A 15,989-nucleotide genomic window follows, 5' to 3' on the forward strand; every position below is an offset into this window, starting at 1 on the left:
CCCACGACTTCCCATGAACGACGATCAACTCCTTCGCTACTCCCGTCACATCCTCGTCGACGAAATCGGCATCGAGGCGCAGCAGCGCTTTCTCGATGCGCATGCGATCGTCATCGGCGCGGGCGGCCTCGGCTCACCCGCCGCGATGTACCTCGCGGCATCGGGCGTCGGCACGATCACGCTCGTCGACGCCGATACGGTCGACCTCACGAACCTGCAGCGGCAGATCCTGCACGTGACGGCATCGGTCGGCCGCCACAAGGTCGAATCGGGGCGCGACGCGCTCGCGCGGTTGAACCCCGAGGTGAAGGTGCACGCGGTCGCTGAGCGTGTCGACGACGCGTGGCTCGACGCGCACGTGCCGCGCGCGACCGTCGTGCTCGACTGCACCGACAACTTCGCGACGCGGCACGCGATCAATCGCGCGTGCGTCGCGCACGGCGTGCCGCTCGTATCCGGCGCCGCGCTGCGCTTCGACGGCCAGATCAGCACGTTCGATTTCCGCGACCCGGCCGCGCCCTGCTATGCGTGCGTGTTCCCGGAAGACCAGCCGTTCGAGGAAGTCGCATGCGCGACGATGGGCGTGTTCGCGCCGACGGTCGGGATCATCGGCGCGATGCAGGCCGCCGAGGCGCTGCGCGTGATCGGCGAAATCGGCAAGACGCTCAACGGGCGGCTGATGATGCTCGATTCGCTGCGGATGGAATGGACGACGATGAAAATCGCGCGCCAGGCCGACTGCCCCGTGTGCGGGGGCCGGCACTGACGCGCGACGGGCATGCGCCTTTCGGCGCATGGGTGACACTTCGCCAAGGTTTGAGCGGCGACGCGCCCGTGCGTCAAGCAGCCGCGTCCGCACGCGGCTCCGCGACCGACAGGCGCTGCAACGCGGCCTGCACTTCCTCAGGCTCGAACGCGGCGAGCACGTCGGCCGTCGGCTTTTCGAGCGCCTTCAGGTGCGCGCGCAGGATCTCCTGCTTCACGACGAGCAGCTGGCTCGGGTGCATCGAGAACTCGGTGAGCCCCATCCCGAGCAACAGGCGCGTGAGCGCCGGATCGCCGGCCATCTCCCCGCATACCGACACCGACACGCCCGCGCGCTTCGCTTCGCGCAGCGTATAGGAGATCAGGTGCAGCACGGCCGGATGCAGCGGGTCGTACAGGTGGGCGACCGCGTTGTCCGCGCGGTCGATCGCGAGCGTGTACTGGATCAGGTCGTTCGTGCCGATCGACAGGAAATCGAACCGCTTCAGGAACAGCGGCAGCGCGATCGCCGCGGCCGGAATCTCGATCATCGCGCCGATCCGCACGTTCGGATCGTACGCGAGCCCCGCGTCGTCGAGCTGACGCTTCGCCTCGCGGATCAGGTCGAGCGTCTGGTCGATCTCCTGCGCGTGCGCGAGCATCGGGATCAGGATCTTCACCTGGCCGAACGCGGACGCGCGCAGGATCGCGCGCAACTGCGTGAGGAACATCTGCGGCTCGGACAGGCTCCAGCGGATCGCACGCAGGCCGAGCGCAGGGTTCGGCGCCGTCTCGTAGCCTTCGTCGAGCGCCTCGAGCGGCTTGTCCGCACCGACGTCGATCGTGCGGATCGTCACCGGCATGCCCTTCATCCACTCGACGGCCCGCTTGTACGCGGCGAACTGCTCCTCCTCTTCCGGCATCTCCTTCTGATGCATGAACAGGAACTCGGAACGGAACAGCCCGACGCCGACCGCGCCGGCCTCGACGGCCGCCTTCGCGTCGTCGGGCAGCTCGATGTTCGCGTACAGATCGATCTTGGTGCCGCACAGCGTTTGCGTCGGCGAGAACTTCAGACGCTGCAGCTTGCGTTGCTCCAGCAGCTTCTCGGACTGCCGGTACGAATATTCCTCGAGGACGATCGGTGCCGGATCGACGATCACGATGCCCTGGTCGCCGTCGACGATGATCAGGTCGTCCTGGCGGATCAATGCGCTCGCATGCTGCACGCCGACCGCCGCCGGGATGCCGAGGCTGCGCGCGACGATCGCCGTGTGCGACGTGCGCCCGCCGAGGTCGGTGACGAACGCCTGGAACGACTGCGACTTGAACTGCATCATGTCGGCCGGCGCGATGTCGTGCGCGACGACGATCATCTCGTTCGTGCCGTTCTTGGCCGCACGGTCCAGTGCCTGCGACGCGGACGGCGCACCGGCGAGCGCCTTCAGCACGCGCTCGACCACCTGCTCGATGTCGGCCTTGCGCTCGCGCAGGTATTCGTCCTCGATGTCGTCGAAGTGGCGCGTGAGCAGCTCGAGCTGCTCGGTCAGCGCCCACTCGACGTTGTAGCGACGCGTGCGGATCAGGTCGATGGTTTCCTGCACGAGCATCTCGTCGCTCAGGATCATCGCGTGCACGTCGATGAATGCGCCGACTTCGCTCGGGGTGTCGTCGGTCAGGTCGGCGCGCAGCGCTTCGAGTTCGTGATGCACGACATCGAGCGCCGTGCGGAAGCGCTCGACCTCCGCATCGATCTGGTTTGCCTCGATCAGGTAATGGGCGACGTCGAGCGCCGCCGGCGCGATCAGGTACGCTCGCCCGATCGCGATACCACGTGAGACGGGAATGCCATGCAGCGTGAAGGACACGCGCACCTCCTCTGTACAAGTAAAGCCGCGGCACACTGCTGCGATGCGCTTATGACCCCGGTTAGCGATTATAAATTCCGCGGCTCCCCGCTGACTGCATGCACCGCAGCATTGCGCATTCCGCATCAATGCTTCCGACGAAAAAAATGCCGCGGAATCCGCGGCATTCTGACTGGAAACGGCAAAGATCCCGCGCGGCGGTCACTGGCCTTCGCCGAACTTGTCGGCGATCAGCTTCAGCAGCGCGTCCATCGCTTCCCGCTCGTCCGGCCCCTCGGTCTCGATCGTCACCGTGCTGCCGATGCCCGCCGCCAGCATCATCACGCCCATGATGCTCTTCGCATTGATCTTGCGCCCGTTGCGTGTCATCCAGACTTCCGACTGGAAGTTGCCGGCCAGTTGCGTAAGCTTGGCCGATGCGCGCGCATGGAGCCCCAATTTGTTGACGATGGTGGTTTCTTGTTGAAGCATGATTCTCGGTCGGGTCGGTCGGGGCCGCCGGCGGGGCGCGTCGGCGGGGCTGTCTAAAACGGAAAACGGGAAATCAGTGCGATTCGGTGCGCGGCTGCGGTTCCGGCGGAATCGGCGCGCACTGGCCGCAGCCGGTTTCCGTCGGCGGCGGCGGCGTACCGGCCGACACCTCGTGGACGCCCTTCGCGCCGCCGGACAGCGCCTTGTCGACCAGCTTGTCGAGCGGCACGGTGCGGTAGCAGACGGCCCGCACGAGCATCGGCAGGTTCACGCCCGCGAGCACACGCACGTTGTCGATCTTGGCGAGCTGGCCCGCGATGTTCGCAGGCGTCGCGCCGTACATGTCGGTCAGCACGACCACGCCGTTCTCTTCCTTGAGCCGTGCGAGTTCCGCGTGCGCGAACGCCATCACCTGGGTCGGATCGCTGTCCGCCGTCACGTCGATGCAGCCGATGCGGGCGGGCACGCCGCCATAGATGTGCGCGATACAGTCCCGCAGCGCGGTGGCGAGCGGGGCATGCGCGATGATCAGGATCCCGGCCATGTCAGATCGCTCCCGGCCGCCCCTGGCGGGCCGACACCCCGCGGCGGGGCAATGAGCGTAGCGAGTGTGGGAAACGTTCCATGTTCAGCCTTGCAACAGTTTCGGCCCGACCGCCGGGCCTTTGGTGCGCGATCGCGGCACCGGACAAGCGGGCATTGTAGCAGGCCGGTCGAACCGCTCCGGCGACGGGGGACCTGCGCGGCCGCCGCCGGGGTTGCACGGGAGACGGCCTACGCGGCCGCACGCTCCAGCGCGTCGATGAACATCGCGGCGACGTCGAAGCCCGTCTGCTCCATGATCTCGCGGAAGCACGTCGGACTCGTGACGTTCACCTCGGTCAGCCAGTCGCCGATCGCATCGAGGCCGACCAGCAGCAGCCCGCGTGCCGCGAGCACGGGCCCAAGCGTTTCGGCGATCTCGCGATCGCGCGCGGTCAGCGGCTGCGCGACACCGAGCCCGCCCGCCGCGAGATTGCCACGCACCTCGCTGCCCTGCGGAATCCGGGCGAGCGAATACGGCACCGGCTCGCCCGCGATCAGCAGGATGCGCTTGTCGCCCGCCTTGATCTCCGGAATGAACTTCTGGATCATCAGCGAGCGCGTGCCGTCGTGGCCGAGCATCTCGATGATCGCGCCGAGATTCATCCCGTCGGCCTTTACGCGGAACACGCCCATCCCGCCCATCCCGTCGAGCGGCTTGACGATCACGTCGCCATGCTCGGCGTGGAAGGCACGCAGGCGGGCCGCATCGCGCGTGACGAGCGTCGGCGCGACGAATTGCGGAAACTCGCCGATCGCGAGCTTTTCCGAGTGATCGCGGATCGACTGCGGCTTGTTGAACACGTGCGCGCCCGCACGCTCGGCGAGCTCGAGCATCCACGTGGCCGTCACGTATTCCATGTCGAACGGCGGATCCTTGCGCATCAGCACAGCACCGAACGACGTCAGCGCACGGGATTCGTGAGCGGCCGCCTCGTACCACGGATGGCGGTGCAGATCGGCCGTGTCGCCGACGATCGTCACGCGCTGCACGTCCGCCTCGACGCCCGAACCCGTCCACGCGAGCTGATGCGGCTGACACGCATAGACTGCATGCCCGCGCCGCGCCGCCTCGGCCATCATCGCGTAGGTCGAATCCTTGTAGATCTTGAAGCGCTCGAGCGGGTCGGCGATAAAGAGAATGTCCATGAGATCCTGTACTTGGCGAAGGTCCGTTACACCTGGATGGCTTCGGGGTCGGTCTTTTCCAGTTCGATCGACGACGCGATCAGCGACAGCCGCGCGACGACGCCGTACATGTAGAAACGGTTCGGCGGCGCGGCACCCGGCTTCGCACCCGCATCCGGCAGCGCGGTGTGCTCGAAGCCGAGCGGTACGTAGTGCATGCCGGGCGCGTTCAGGTTCTGGTCGCGTTCGCGGCCGGCGTGCGTGCGGTAGAAGCCGCCGACCACGTAGCGGTCGATCATGTACACGACGGGCTCCGCGACTTCGTCGCCGACGCGCTCGAACGTATACACGCCTTCCTGCACGATCACGTCGCGCACCGCGAGGCCGGCCTTCGACTCGGCCATCTGCGCGCGCTCGGCCTTCGACATGCGGCCGATCTCGGCCGCGTCGTGCACGGTCATCACGCCGCGCCCCGCCGTGCCCGCGTCGGCCTTCACGACCACGTACGGCTTCTCGCTGATCCCGTATTCACGGTACTTGCGCGCGATCTTCTTCAGCACGCCGTCGATCGCGTCGGCGAGCGCCTGCTCGCCTTCATGCGCCTGCCAGTCGACGCCTTCCACGTGCGCGAAATACGGATTCACCATCCACGGATCGACGCCGACCATCTTCGCGAACTTCTTCGCGACGTCGTCGTAGCACGAGAAGTGCGTCGACTTGCGGCGCACGGCCCAGCCCGCGTGCAGCGGCGGCAGCAGGTATTGCTCGTGCAGGTTTTCCAGCACGGCCGGGATGCCGGCCGACAAGTCGTTGTTCAGCAGGATCGAGCACGGGTCGAAATTCTTCAAGCCGAGGCGGCGCTGCGAACGCTCGAGCGGTTCGAGCACGATCTTCTGGCCGTCGGCCAGCGTGATCGGCGTCATGTCGGTGATGCTCGGGTCGAGCGAGCCGAAGCGCACGTTCAGGCCGGCCTGGCGCATGATCGTCGCAAGACGTGCGACGTTTTCGAGGTAGAACGCGTTGCGGGTCGGCAGCTCGGGAATCACGAGCAGGTTCTTCGCATCCGGGCAGATCTTCTCGATTGCGGCCATCGCGGCCTGCACGGCGAGCGGCAGCACTTCGGACGGCAGATTGTTGAACGCGCCGGGAAACAGGTTCGCGTCGACGGGCGCCAGCTTGAAGCCGGCATTGCGCAGGTCCACCGAACAATAGAACGGCGGGGTATGTTCCTGCCATTCGAGCCTGAACCAGCGTTCGATCGCAGGCGTCGCGTCGAGGATCTTCTGCTCGAGTTCGAGCAGCGGACCGTTCAACGCGGTAACGAGGTGGGGAACCATGAATCACTCGCGAGCGGGAGAATGAAGATTGTAGAGCAATTGCCCTGCCCATTTGGGGATTGTTCCCGGCTTCGCAAGGGTTTGAAGGAAGTTTTCGGCTATTGACCCGATAGTGCGAAGGGTCATGCGCCACGGCCGTGGGCGACAGGAAAAAAAGAGCCCGCCGGGTGAGGCGGGCCGAAGTCGCTGCGCTCATTCATGGCGGGCGCCGTCGTCGCGGCGGCCCGCCGGTCATCCTTGTGACTTATTCGACGTGCTCGCCGTGCAGGATCACGTCGAGGCCTTCGCGCTCCTCTTCTTCCGACACGCGCAGGCCCATCGTCAGGTCGATCAGCTTCAGCAGCACGAAACTCAGCACGCCGCTGTAGACCAGCGTGATCAGCACGCCCTTGGCCTGCAGCAGCAGGCTGCCGTCGGCGCCGCCGATGTCCTTGACCGCGAACACGCCGGTCAGCAGTGCGCCGAGAATCCCGCCCACGCCGTGCACGCCGAACGCGTCGAGCGAATCGTCATAGCCGAGCTTCGACTTGAGCCACGTCGCCGACCAGAAGCACACGATGCCGGCCGCGATCCCGATCACGAGTGCGCCCGCCACGCCGACGAAGCCGGCCGCCGGCGTGATCGCGACGAGGCCCGCGACCGCACCCGACACGATGCCGAGCACCGACGGCTTGCCCTTCGCGATCCATTCGGCAAACATCCAGCCGAGCGCCGCGCAAGCGGTCGCGACTTGCGTCGTCAGCATCGCGAAGCCGGCACGGCCGTCAGCCGCGACCGCCGAACCCGCGTTGAAGCCGAACCAGCCGACCCACAGCATCGAGCCGCCGATCATCGTCAGCACGAGGTTGTGCGGCGCCATCGATTCGCGGCCGTAGCCGACGCGCTTGCCGAGCACCAGGCACGACATCAGGCCCGCGATACCGGCGTTGATGTGCACCACGGTGCCGCCCGCGAAGTCGAGCACGCCGTCGGCCGACAGCCAGCCGGTCGGCTCCCACACCATGTGCGCGATCGGCACATAGACGATCAGCGACCAGAGCGTCATGAACACGAGCATCGCCGAGAACTTCATCCGGTCGGCGAACGCGCCGCAGATCAGGGCCGGCGTGATGATCGCGAACGTCATCTGGTAGACGAAGTAGACCGATTCCGGAATCGTCGGCGCGAGGTGGCTGACGGTCAGCGTCGTCGCCTTGTCGCCGTGGATGTAGTTCATCCCGTGCAGGAACGCGCGCGACAGGCCGCCGATGAAGCCGTTGCCCGGCGTGAACGCGAGGCTGTAGCCGACCACCGTCCACAGCACCGTGATCAGCGCGGTGATCGCGAAGCTCTGCATCACGGTCGCGAGCACGTTCTTCTTGCGGACCATGCCCGCGTAGAACAGCGCGAGGCCGGGAACCGTCATGAACAGCACGAGCGCGGTGGAGGTCAGCATCCACGCGGTGTCGCCCGAGTTGATCTTCGACGAATCGACGGAGAACGGCGCGGTCGGCGCGGCGGGGGCGGCCGGTGCCGAAGCGGCGGCAGCAGCCGACGCGTCGGTGGCGCCCGAGGCCGGTGCAGCGGCAGCGGCCGTGGCGGACGCGTCGGTTGCAGCGGGCGTCGAAGCGGCCGGAGCGGCGGCAGCCGAAGCGTCGGAAGCCATTGCGGCGGGTGCGGACGCAGCCGCGGCGGACGCCGCGTCGTCGGCAAGCGCGGAGCCGACGCCGGCCGCGATCAGCGAGCCGGCCATCAGCAGGGACATCAGAAGTTTGCGCATCTTGGGTTTCCTCTTGTCGCTTGTCTTGTCTGTTCTGTTACAGCGCGTCTGCGCCCGTCTCCCCGGTGCGAATCCGGATCACCTGTTCGATCGCCGTGACGAAGATCTTGCCGTCGCCGATCTTGCCGGTGCGCGCGGCCCGCTCGATCGCCTCGACCGCCTGGTCGACGAGATCGTCGGACACGGCCGCCTCGATCTTCATCTTCGGCAGGAAATCGACCACGTATTCGGCGCCGCGGTACAACTCGGTGTGCCCCTTCTGGCGTCCGAACCCTTTCACCTCCGTCACCGTGATGCCCGAGACGCCAAGCGCCGACAGCGCTTCGCGCGTCTCATCGAGCTTGAACGGCTTGATGATTGCGGTAATGAGTTTCATGAAGTCCTCTCGCTGGGTTGTCCCGTCGAATTGATTGGAATGTTGTAGCGGACTCTTCTCAGCAACTCGCATGCCATGTCGGTTCGAACACCGCTTCAAAAGGCTTCATCAAGGGGTCGCATCACCTGATGTAAGGTGCGGAAGCCCGGCCGAATGGCCAACGTGGCCCGGTTTGCTGGCGCGGCGAAAGGATCGTTGCTAGAGTGCACGCACGTCCCGGATCACCGGGCCATTCACCCATGCGGGCGCCATGCCCGGAATTCGCGCTCGGCGCGCACCATTTCCGGTCATGCGTGCATCATGGGCACGTACGCAACTGAAGATGCACACTTTTTGTGCAAGGAAGGGGAATCACATGAAGCAACCCAGCGACGTTTTCAACGATCTGCAGTCGCGCGTCAGCGATCTGCTGAAAAACTCGCCGGCCAAGGACGTCGAGCGCAACGTGAAGGCCATGCTGTCGCAAGGCTTCTCGAAACTCGATCTCGTCACGCGCGAGGAATTCGACACGCAGGCGCAAGTGCTCGCCCGCACTCGCGTGCGCCTCGAGGAACTCGAGAAACGCGTCGCGGAACTCGAGCAGAAGCTCGCCGCGCCGCAAGCCTGACGCCCGACCCGGCCGCAAGGTCCGGGCGCGAGCCGCCGCGTGCGGTTCGCGCCCGCCGCGCCCGCCGCGCCCACCGCGCTGAAGCACTGAAGCACTGAAGCACTGAAGCCACCGTACCGCTCTTCGTCGTCCGTCGTTCTCCGCAGCACCCCCGCTCTTCGCTGTTCATCGTTCTTCGCTGTTCATCGTTCTTCGCAGTCCGTCGTTCCGCAGTGCCTCGTTCTTTCCCCGCGCCACGCCGGCAAGCGCGCACCGATTCCTCCGATTCCCGCGGCATGCGGCCTCGAACGGCCGTCGTCCGTCCGCCTTGTTAAAGGAGCCTCGCCATGTCGCTCGCCGTGGTGCGCAGTCGCGCGCCCGCCTCCGGTCGTGCGCCGGACGTCACCGTCGAAGTCCATCTCGCCAACGGGTTGCCGTCGTTCTCGATCGTCGGCCTGCCCGATCTCGAAGTCCGCGAAAGCCGCGAGCGCGTCCGTGCCGCGCTACAGAACTGCGGCTTCGACTTCCCCGTGCGCCGCATCACCGTCAACCTCGCGCCGGCCGACCTGCCGAAGGAGTCGGGCCGGTTCGACCTGCCGATCGCGCTCGGCATCCTCGCCGCGAACGGCCAGATCCCGGCCGACGCGCTGGCCGGCCGCGAATTCGCGGGTGAACTGTCGCTGACGGGCGCGCTGCGGCCGATGCGCGGCGCGTTCGCGATGGCGTGCGGTGTGGCGCGGGATTGGCAGTCCGCGGAAAGTGGCGCGGCCTCCGGTTTGGGTTCCGGCACGCTTTCCGGTTCAGGCAACGGTGCCCGGGGGGCCGGCCCGGAGCCGGGCTGCACCGCCGCGTCGAACGCGCCCGAGTTGTACCTGCCGCTCGCCAGCGCCGCCGAGGCGGCGCTCGTGCCGGGCGTCACCGTGTACGGTGCGCCGGACCTGCCCGCGCTGTGCGCGCACCTCACCGGCGCGCCCGACGGGCGGCTCGCCCCGGTCGCGGCACCGTGCCTCGACGGCCTGCCGATGCCGGCCGCCCCCGATCTCGCCGACGTGGTCGGCCAGCGCGGCGCGCGCCGCGCGCTGGAAGTCGCGGCCGCGGGCGGCCATCACATGCTGATGGTCGGGCCGCCGGGGGCGGGCAAGTCGATGCTGGCCGCCCGGCTGCCGGGCCTCCTGCCGCCACTGACCGATGACGAGGCGCTGACGTCGGCGGCGCTCCTCTCCGCGAGCCGGCTCGGCTTTTCACCCGCGCAGTGGCGCCGGCGGCCGTTCCGCGCACCGCATCACTCGTCGAGCGCCGCCGCGCTGGTCGGCGGCCGCAACCCGCCGCAACCGGGCGAGATCACGCTCGCGCACCTCGGCGTGCTGTTCCTCGACGAACTCCCGGAATTCGACCGGCACGTGCTCGAGATGCTGCGCGAACCGCTGGAGGCCGGCCGCATCACGATTTCACGCGCGGCCCAGCAAGCCGACTTCCCCGCGGCATGCCAGTTGATCGCCGCGATGAATCCGTGCCCATGCGGCTGGCACGGCGATCCATCCGGACGCTGCCGCTGCTCGCCGGACGTCGCCGCGCGCTACCTGCGCAAGCTGTCAGGGCCGCTCGTCGACCGCATCGACATCCAGATCGACCTGCCCGCGCTGTCGCCGGCCGAGCTGGCGACGCGCGCGTCGGCGCCCGGCGAGCCGAGTGCAGCGGTGGCCGCGCGGGTCGCGCGGGCGCGGGCGCTGCAACTCAACCGGCAGGGCAAGACGAATCACATGCTGAGCGGCCGCGAGACGGACGACCTGTGCCGGCCAACCGACGAAGGCGAACGCCTGCTGCGCGAGGCCGGCGAGCGCTTCGGCTGGTCGGCGCGCGCGTATTACCGCGTGCTGAAGGTCGCGCGAACGATCGCCGACCTGGCCGGCGACCCGCTGCCGACGGCCGCGCAGATCGCCGAAGCCATCCGCTACCGGCGCGCGCTGACGGCACTCTGAACGCCCTCGGAGGACAAAACCCGGCTGTCAAGACTTGACTTATACACAATTCCACGCATCCGGCCCTGGATCAGGGTTCGGCGAGACCTTTGCAGTACGGAATCCGCATCTCGTTGTTTTAATTGATTTTTCTCAAATCGCGAGCGAGCGACCAAACGGGCCGGAAGGCCGTCCCGCGCGGCTTGGCGGGAAATCCGGGCAACTTTTCAACAAAGTTATCCACATGCGCTGTGGATAGCCGGAAAAACCTCGCAAAATCCGGCGACTAGCGTCGAAAGCTGCGAATGAACTTTCAGTTGTCACAGAGTGTCCCCGCGCCCGCTCCGGCCACCGTCAATCGAGTTTGAACGACCCGAAAAACTGGTCGAGCTGCTCCTGCGCAAGCGGCCCGTCGGCAATCACGACGGCCTGGTACGCGTGCCGGCCGCGCGCGGCGAGCCGCGCGACGATCGTCTTGTGCGTGCGATCGCCGCCGGCGGCCGCGCCCGCGATGCGCAGCTCGAGCCCGCTCACCGCGCCGCCGGCCGCGAGCGGCACGGGCACCGAAGCCGTCTGCGGCGCGCCTTCGAGGTTGCGGGACAGCCCGGCGCGCAGGAAGTCGAGCGCCGCGCGGCGCGTGTCGTCACGGTCGTTCGGCAGCGTCAGCGTGCCGACCGCGAACACCGCGCCGTCAACGTGCGCGGCCTGCATCCGCATAGGCATCGACGCGCCGTCGATCGCCACCGGCTGTTCCTCGACGGTCGGCTTCGCCGGCAGGTCGATCGTGTAGCCGGCGTCGTTGTGCAGCGTGCGCCAGTCGTACGACGGCGAGCACGCGGCCAGCGTGACGCTCACGCACGCGAGCGCGGCGAAGTGTCGCAGCGGACGAAAAAGGGGGCGCAACGAAACGGTGACTTCCTTCGGCATGGCGCGGATCGGGCAGGAAAAAACGGGCATTATCCGCCGAACCTGAAATCCGGGATGCGTGGCCGCCGCCGGTGCGCAAGCCGCATTCGCGCTAAAATGAGCGCCGAATTTCGATGTCCTTTGCATCGATCCGCGTCATCGACCGACTCCGAGAGCACCAGATGAACACCACGCCTCCCGTCCGGCGCAGCGCCGGCCCCGTCCGCTACCTCGTCGCCGCCGTCGTCGTCGCGGCGATCGCCGTCGCCGGCTTCTTCGCGTTCAACGGCAAGTCCACCGTGCCGGATGCCACGTTCACGCTGCTGTCGGGCCAGAAGGTTTCGACTGCAGGCGACCTGAAAGGCAAGGTCTATCTCGTGAACTTCTGGGCGACGAGCTGCGCAACCTGCATGCAGGAAATGCCGCAGATGGTCGACACCTACAACCGCTTCAAGGGTCAGGGGCTGGAATTCGTCGCGGTCGCGATGAACTACGATCCGCCGATGTACGTCGCGAACTACGCACAGACGCGCCAGCTGCCGTTCAAGGTCGCGCTCGACGACGGCAGCGTCGCGAAACAGTTCGGCAACGTGCAGCTCACGCCGACCACCTTCGTCGTCGACAAGGACGGCAAGATCCTGAAGCGCTACGTCGGCGCACCGCAATTCGCGGAACTCGACGCGCTGCTCAAGAAGGCACTCGACAGCAACGCGGCCTGAGCGCCGCCCGATCCGGCTCGAGCCGCGCACCGCGCCCTTCCCCCGCACGACGGACCGCACGACCGGGCAACCCGGTTCCGCGGTCCGTTGGCTTTTCAGCGCTCGGTGTCGCCTTTAGCCGACAGGCCGTAGCGCTTCATCTTCTCGTACAGCGTCGCCTTGCCGACATGCAGCCGGTCGGCCGTCGCGGCGACCGCGCCGCCCGTCTGGTTCAGCGCCTCGGCGATCACCGCGCGCTCGAATTGCTCGATGCGCTCCTTCAGCGTCTGCTCGTTGTCGGCTTCGTTGCCGCCCGCGCCCGTCTCCTGCGGCATGTCGGCCACGCCGAGCACGAATCGGTCGGCCGCGTTGCGCAGCTCGCGCACGTTGCCGGGCCAGTCACGCTGCATCAGGCTCGCGCGCTGCCGGTCGGTCAGCACCGGCGCGGGCCGCGCGTAACGCACGGCCGCATCGAGCATGAAGTGCTCGAACAAGGGCACGATGTCCTCGCGGCGCTCGGCAAGCGGCGGCAGCGCGATCGTCACGACGTTGAGGCGGTACAGCAGGTCGCGCCGAAACGTGCCGGCCGCGACGAGCTCGCCCATGTCGCCCTTCGCTGCCGCGACGACGCGGCAGTTCACGCGGATCGGCTGGTTCGAGCCGAGCCGCTCCAGCACGCCGTCCTGCAGCACGCGCAGCAGCTTCACCTGCAGCGCGAGCGGCATGCTTTCGATTTCGTCGAGGAACAGCGTGCCGCCCGACGCATATTCGAGCTTGCCGACGCGGCGCTTCGCGGCGCCGGTGAACGCGCCGGGCTCGTAGCCGAACATCTCCGACTCGAACATCGGCTCGGGCAGCGCGCCGCAATTCACCGCGATGAACGGCTTGTCGCGGCGCGGCGACAGCTCGTGCAGGCTGCGCGCGATCAACTCCTTGCCGGCACCGGTGTCGCCGTTGATCAGCACCGACGCATCGGTCGGCGCGACGTTCGCGATCAGCTTGCGCACCTGCTCGATCGCGGGGCTGCGGCCGATGATGCGCGGCGCGACGACGTTCTGCCCGGCCAGCTCGCGCCGCAACGCATGGTTCTCGAGCACGAGCTCGCGGCGCTCGAGCGCGCGGCGCACCGTCTCGATCAGGCGCTCGGCCGCGAACGGTTTTTCGATGAAGTCGTACGCGCCGTCTCGCATGGCCTGCACGGCCATCGAAATGTCGCCGTGCCCCGTGACGAGGATCACGGGCACGTCGGGCACGCGCTCGCGGCACTGCGCGAGCACGTCGAGCCCGCTCGCGCCGGGCAGCCGGATGTCGCTGACGATCGCGCCGGCGGTGTCCGCGACGATCGCCTTCTCAGCCGCTTCGGCCGACTCGAAGCCGGCGACGTCGAACCCCGCCAGCTGAAGGCTCTGCACGCTTGCCCGGCGAACGAGCGCGTCGTCTTCGATATAGATCACTTGCAGCCGGTTGGCCATCGTACTCACTTGCTCCTGACGGGCCGCGCGGCGGCAGCGCGCGCGGCGTCGTTGATACCGATCGTGCGCCGATCGGGCGGGCGGCGTGGCGCGCCTAGCGCGAGCCCGCCGGCTCGGACACGAAGTCCGGATGATGCGTGCGGGCGCGCCGCAGCGTCAAGACGAACAGCGCGCCGCCCGACGGCGCGTTGCGCGCGGTCAGCGCGCCGCCCGCGTCGCTCGCGATCGACGACGAGATCGCGAGGCCGAGCCCGAGCCCCCGCCCCATTTCCTTGGTCGTGAAGAACGGCTCGAACAGGCGCGGCAGCAGGTCGGGCGCAATGCCGCAGCCGTTGTCGCGCACCTCGACGGCGAGCGTCGCCGCCGACACCGCGATCGTCACCTCGATCGCCGGCGCCGCAACCCCGGCGACCGCATCGAGCGCGTTGCCGAGCAGGTTGATCAGCACCTGCTCGAGGCGCAGGTCCTCGCAACGGGCGACGAGCTCGGGATAGTCGCGCGCGAGGTCGAGCGGCGCATCGTGCGCGGGCGACACGGTCGCGTCCTGCAGCGTCAGCGTGAGCGCGACGCCGCGCAGCCGCTCGTCGAGCAGCGACAGTACGCTGCGCAGCGCGCGCACGACGAGCGCCTGCTCGTTGCGCGGCTTCGCGCGGCCGACGAACAGCTTCAACTGGTTCGTGATCTTGCCCATCCGCTCGGTGAGCGCGGCGATCGCCTCGAGGTTTTCCCGCGCGGCCGCCTGCTCGCCGCGATCGAGCAGCACGCGCGTGTTGTCCGAGAAGCTGCGCAGCGCCGCGAGCGGCTGGTTCAGTTCGTGCGTGATGCCGGCCGCCATCTGGCCGAGCGCGGCGAGCTTGCTCGCCTGGATCAGCTCGTCGTGCGCGGCGCGCAACTCCTGCTCCGCGCGGATCCGGTCGCCGACTTCCTTCTGCAATTGCTCGTTCGCTTCCGACAGGTCGGCCGTGCGCTCCTCGACGCGTCGGTTCAGCTCCGCGTACGCCTGCTGCAGCAGCGCGCGGCCGCGGATCATTTCGCGCACGCGCGCGCGGCGCATCCGCCAGTAGAACGCGAGCAGCGCGACCGACACGAAGCCAAAGCCCGTGACGATCGTCGCGTTGCGCGCATCGGCGTCGACCGGCGCGATCGGCGCGAGCGTGACGAGCAGCCAGTCGGGCTCGCCGATCCTGCGCTTGCTCGCGAGGAAGCGCGGCGCGCGCAGGCCGGGGCCGAGTCGCACGATCTCCGCATCCGGGCCGAGCACCTGCTCGATGCGCAACGGCAGCGGCGTGACGGGTTGCTGCGCGTACTGGCGCGTCTCGTAGATCGACGCGGCGACGGGGCCCGTGAGCGGCCGCAGCGTGTGGTACTTCCAGGCGGGCACCGACGACAGGAACACGACCCCATGGTCGTCCGCGACGACGAGCGGCTCGGACGCATCGGCGCCCTGGAACCATTCGAGGTTGAGCTTCACGACGACGACGCCCGCGATCTTGCCGTCGCGCCACACGGGCTGCGAGATGTAGTAGCCGGGATCGCGCGAGATCGTGCCGATCCCGAAGAAGCGGCCGACCTGGCCGTTCATCGCATCGAGGAAATACGGGCGGAAGCGGTATTCGATCCCGACGAAGCTGTCGGGCGCGCGCCAGTTGCTGGCGGCGACACACAGGCCGTCCGCGCCGATCACGTAGGTAACGGTCGCGTGCGCGTGTTCGTTGAGGTCTTCGAGATAGCGATTGACGCGCGCGGTGTAGTCGGCGCGCTTTGGCTCGGCGAGCAGGTCCTGCACGTACGGATGGCTGCCGAGCAGATAGGGCAGCGATTCGTAGCGGTCGAGCGTGCTCTTGAGCGCGTTGGTGGTGCGGTCGACGCGCACCGCGGCGTTGCGCTGCAGTTCGGCAACGCCGCGCCGCCAGGTCATCGTCCACGTCAGCGCGCACGCCGCGGCGAGCGCGGCGGCAAGCACGACGAGAATGAGCAGGCGGCGCGTCACGGTCGAGGCTTCCTGGCGATGCGGATCGCCTATTGTGTCATAGGCCTCCGCCTCTTCGCCCCCGCTGCCGCGGGCCGCGCCGCCGGCGGGCGGTGCCGCCGCCTGCTCGTTCAT

14 protein-coding genes are annotated in these 15,989 nt (G+C 68.0%); 4 read left to right on the forward strand and 10 right to left on the reverse strand.

The annotated features are described in order from the left end of the window. Positions 1 to 13: 13 nt before the first annotated feature. Positions 14 to 766, forward strand: coding sequence for a HesA/MoeB/ThiF family protein (locus HWX39_RS26390; protein WP_175970706.1), 753 nt, complete (start codon positions 14 to 16; stop codon positions 764 to 766). Positions 767 to 839: 73 nt separating this feature from the next. On the opposite strand, the gene ptsP is transcribed toward HWX39_RS26390, so the two are convergent. The 7 genes from ptsP to HWX39_RS26425 all read right to left on the reverse strand — a co-directional run bounded on the left by ptsP (position 840) and on the right by HWX39_RS26425 (position 8,265). Continuing rightward, the gene (gene ptsP, locus HWX39_RS26395) at positions 840 to 2,612 is read right to left on the reverse strand and encodes a phosphoenolpyruvate--protein phosphotransferase (RefSeq protein WP_175970707.1); all 1,773 of its coding nucleotides are present in this window, start codon (positions 2,610 to 2,612) and stop codon (positions 840 to 842) included. Between the two features lie 201 nt (positions 2,613 to 2,813). Continuing rightward, positions 2,814 to 3,083: an HPr family phosphocarrier protein gene (locus tag HWX39_RS26400; RefSeq protein ID WP_006477716.1), complete on the reverse strand. Its 270-nt coding sequence runs from the start codon at positions 3,081 to 3,083 to the stop codon at positions 2,814 to 2,816. 73 nt (positions 3,084 to 3,156) lie between these two features. Continuing rightward, positions 3,157 to 3,627, reverse strand: coding sequence for a PTS fructose transporter subunit IIA (locus HWX39_RS26405; RefSeq protein WP_011353293.1), 471 nt, complete (start codon positions 3,625 to 3,627; stop codon positions 3,157 to 3,159). A 230-nt stretch (positions 3,628 to 3,857) separates the two neighbouring features. Continuing rightward, a complete protein-coding gene (gene gshB / locus HWX39_RS26410) occupies positions 3,858 to 4,814 on the reverse strand; it encodes a glutathione synthase (protein ID WP_175951450.1) in 957 nt (318 codons plus the stop codon). Positions 4,815 to 4,840: 26 nt separating this feature from the next. After that, a complete protein-coding gene (gene gshA / locus HWX39_RS26415) occupies positions 4,841 to 6,130 on the reverse strand; it encodes a glutamate--cysteine ligase (protein ID WP_011353295.1) in 1,290 nt (429 codons plus the stop codon). Positions 6,131 to 6,374: 244 nt separating this feature from the next. Next, on the reverse strand, positions 6,375 to 7,889 hold the full coding sequence (locus HWX39_RS26420; RefSeq protein WP_175970708.1) for an ammonium transporter: 1,515 nt from the start codon (positions 7,887 to 7,889) through the stop codon (positions 6,375 to 6,377). 37 nt (positions 7,890 to 7,926) lie between these two features. Then, a complete protein-coding gene (locus HWX39_RS26425) occupies positions 7,927 to 8,265 on the reverse strand; it encodes a P-II family nitrogen regulator (protein WP_027789049.1) in 339 nt (112 codons plus the stop codon). 355 nt (positions 8,266 to 8,620) lie between these two features. Here HWX39_RS26425 and HWX39_RS26430 point away from each other — a divergent pair, with 355 nt between their 5' ends. Next, positions 8,621 to 8,872 carry an accessory factor UbiK family protein gene (locus tag HWX39_RS26430; protein ID WP_006489451.1) on the forward strand — a complete coding sequence of 84 codons (252 nt, stop codon included), beginning with the start codon at positions 8,621 to 8,623 and terminating at the stop codon, positions 8,870 to 8,872. A 326-nt stretch (positions 8,873 to 9,198) separates the two neighbouring features. Beyond that, entirely contained in the window at positions 9,199 to 10,830 is a 1,632-nt protein-coding gene (locus HWX39_RS26435) for a YifB family Mg chelatase-like AAA ATPase (RefSeq protein ID WP_175970709.1), read from the forward strand. 333 nt (positions 10,831 to 11,163) lie between these two features. On the opposite strand, the gene HWX39_RS26440 is transcribed toward HWX39_RS26435, so the two are convergent. After that, positions 11,164 to 11,736, reverse strand: a complete 573-nt coding sequence (locus HWX39_RS26440; protein ID WP_175970710.1) for a hypothetical protein — start codon at positions 11,734 to 11,736, stop codon at positions 11,164 to 11,166. Between the two features lie 161 nt (positions 11,737 to 11,897). Here HWX39_RS26440 and HWX39_RS26445 point away from each other — a divergent pair, with 161 nt between their 5' ends. Further along, positions 11,898 to 12,434: a TlpA disulfide reductase family protein gene (locus HWX39_RS26445; RefSeq protein ID WP_175951441.1), complete on the forward strand. Its 537-nt coding sequence runs from the start codon at positions 11,898 to 11,900 to the stop codon at positions 12,432 to 12,434. Between the two features lie 95 nt (positions 12,435 to 12,529). Here HWX39_RS26445 and HWX39_RS26450 read toward each other — a convergent pair whose 3' ends face one another. Both HWX39_RS26450 and HWX39_RS26455 read right to left on the reverse strand, forming a co-directional pair. Beyond that, entirely contained in the window at positions 12,530 to 13,885 is a 1,356-nt protein-coding gene (locus HWX39_RS26450; RefSeq protein ID WP_175970817.1) for a sigma-54 dependent transcriptional regulator, read from the reverse strand. Between the two features lie 94 nt (positions 13,886 to 13,979). Beyond that, positions 13,980 to 15,989: an ATP-binding protein gene (locus tag HWX39_RS26455; RefSeq protein ID WP_175970711.1), complete on the reverse strand. Its 2,010-nt coding sequence runs from the start codon at positions 15,987 to 15,989 to the stop codon at positions 13,980 to 13,982.

Origin of the sequence: Burkholderia sp. BCC0322, from assembly GCF_902833045.1 — a bacterium.
In the GTDB taxonomy this organism is placed as follows: domain Bacteria; phylum Pseudomonadota; class Gammaproteobacteria; order Burkholderiales; family Burkholderiaceae; genus Burkholderia.